Below are 2,250 nucleotides of genomic sequence, written 5' to 3'. Positions count from 1 at the left end.
GGCTGAAAGCTAAAACTGTAATTGCCAAACTTTTTAGTGAAATCCAAAGCATGATTGGTAACGAGTTTTTTATCAAAAAGATGCTGATCCACGTAATTTATAGGTTGATCGGGCGAAAGAATTTCAGAAAAAACACCGGGGCTAATGCGTAACGCTTGCGGCGTTTCGTTATATTGAATGTTGGAATTAAAGGTGATCAATTGTTTTCCGACAGGAAAAATAATTTCAAAATTGTTTTTTAAATCCGTAAAAGGCGTGTTCAGTTTTTGATATTGAGGTTCGAGATTTTCAGTTAAAAAAGCCGATCCACGATTCCATTCTTTCTTAAAACTGAAACTTTCTTTAAAAAAATTCTTGTCTTTATTGCGCTCAACACTTAACGAAACATCCAATGATTCATCTCTTGAATTATTTTGTGTGAAATTTTCAATCGTTGTATCGCCTTCCGGTAAAAAGTAAGTGGTTTTATTGCCACCTTCTCGTTTTATCAAATTATTGATGTAGGATGCGTTGACCTTAAACTCAAGTTCCTTTTTGTTTTTAAATACTGCATTTGCCGAAACTGCCTGCGCCTGATTGTCCAGCCAACGCTTGCCCGAAAATGGTGGCGGACTTGGAGAAGCTAATGAAAACCAATCTTTTTTACCTTCGTCGCGCCTTCCAAATCGAAAGGATGCATATGAAAAATTTCTAAAATCCTGAGTGATATCCGTTCCGTTATTATTGGTTTGATAGGTTACCAAAGTTTGAAAACCTTTCGTGAAAAACATTGGACTCAATTTCCCAAAATAAAGGGTAGGCGAAGTGCCCAAACCGGCTTCGATATTTCCTGAAACCGTTACTTTGTTTTTTAATTTAATATTGATGGCCGCTTGTTCCGAAGGCACCAAACTGTCCAAAACTTTTAGCGGTTGATGATTTTCCAAGATTTCAACAGCACTTACTTTATCGGCGTTCAAATTATTGCTGACCATGCCGTATTTTCCGCCCATCAAATCCAAACCTTCTACATAAAATTTATTGATCGGCTTACCTTGATATTTGATTTCGCCACTCGGATCAATTTCAATGCCTGGCATTTTTGCCAAAACATCCTGAATGCTTCGGTCTTTATTACTTTTAAAAGCCGCAGGATCAAAAACCAATGTGTCGCCACGCTGACGGATAGGCGGTCGTCTTAAAAATATTTCATCAAGTGTTTCTACCGCAGGATCTAACCTAACTGTTACATCCTGACTTTTTGCAAGAATGTTTTTCGTGTGGGCCGTATAAGCCAACGACGAAACTTTAATGCTCAAACTATCAAGTGATGTTGTTATTTTAATTTTGAATGTGCCTTCATTATCCGAAATGGCATAGCCTAAAATATTCGATTTTCCTTTTGGAGAAACCACTACCGATGCACTTCCCAAAGTTTTTTCGGTTTCTGAATCTATGATTTTTCCTGTGATTTCTATTTGGGCAAAACTGCTTAAAGTGCACAAAGAAAGTAGAAGTAATAAAAAGTTATGTTTCATTTAGAATATGACGTGTTTGAGTTTTTAGGATTATTCAACAAAGAATTTGTCTTCTTTTAATCCTAATTTAAAATTGGAAATGCCTTGATTGTTTTCGTAAGACGTTGTTGAGGTTTTGCCATTTTGATCTTTTATCTCAATTTTTATTTTTGAGATTCCTCCTTCTTTATTTCGTTTTATTGAAGACTTAAAATCGATATTATGCGATTCAAAAAAGTTTTTAATGTTTTTCAAATTAGCATCCGAAATATGTTTGTGAATCGTAAAATAGCTTAATTCATTAAGGTAATTGGTTTCTGTTTGATCGGTTTTTCGAATCGCTCTGCCAGTTGCTATCAATGAATTTGATGGATCGGTTAATCTCATAGCTTTGCCAGTAACGATCAAAGAATCTGATTGGTTTTTCTGTGATTGTACAGTATTATGAGTCAGATTTGAATTGTTATTTTCGTCATTTATGATGATAAAACCTGTTCCATCTTTTCCAGTATTTTTGATGACATTCATTGATTTGATATACGAAAGGCTGCTGGATGGATTATGTTCAAATTCAACACTAATTTCATTTCCGTTTTCTGCTGTTTTATTTGCTGCAATGAGTACTTCTTTCAGTTCCTTATCAAAATCCGATCTTGGTTTACCGTTAATTATAATCGCCGAATTCCGATCGATGGACTGGGTCTGAGCTTGATTTGTAAACGTTTTGAAACCTGTAAAATCATCGGAAACAAAT

General features: G+C 35.2%; 1 protein-coding gene and 1 pseudogene. Both read right to left on the bottom strand.

All coding sequences use genetic code 11. The features are described 5' to 3' along the window. Positions 1-1,517: pseudogene (locus VNJ50_RS00750) on the bottom strand (hypothetical protein); the annotation flags it as partial. 30 nt (positions 1,518-1,547) lie between these two features. Then, positions 1,548-2,250, bottom strand: a 703-nt coding sequence (locus VNJ50_RS00745) for a hypothetical protein (protein WP_414652843.1), incomplete at its 5' end; no start/stop codon positions are given.

This window comes from Gelidibacter sp. (genome assembly GCF_035577925.1).
GTDB lineage: Bacteria > Bacteroidota > Bacteroidia > Flavobacteriales > Flavobacteriaceae > Gelidibacter.
Note: the sequence above shows the minus strand (reverse complement) of the source record. Positions and strands in the feature narration are given on the sequence as shown.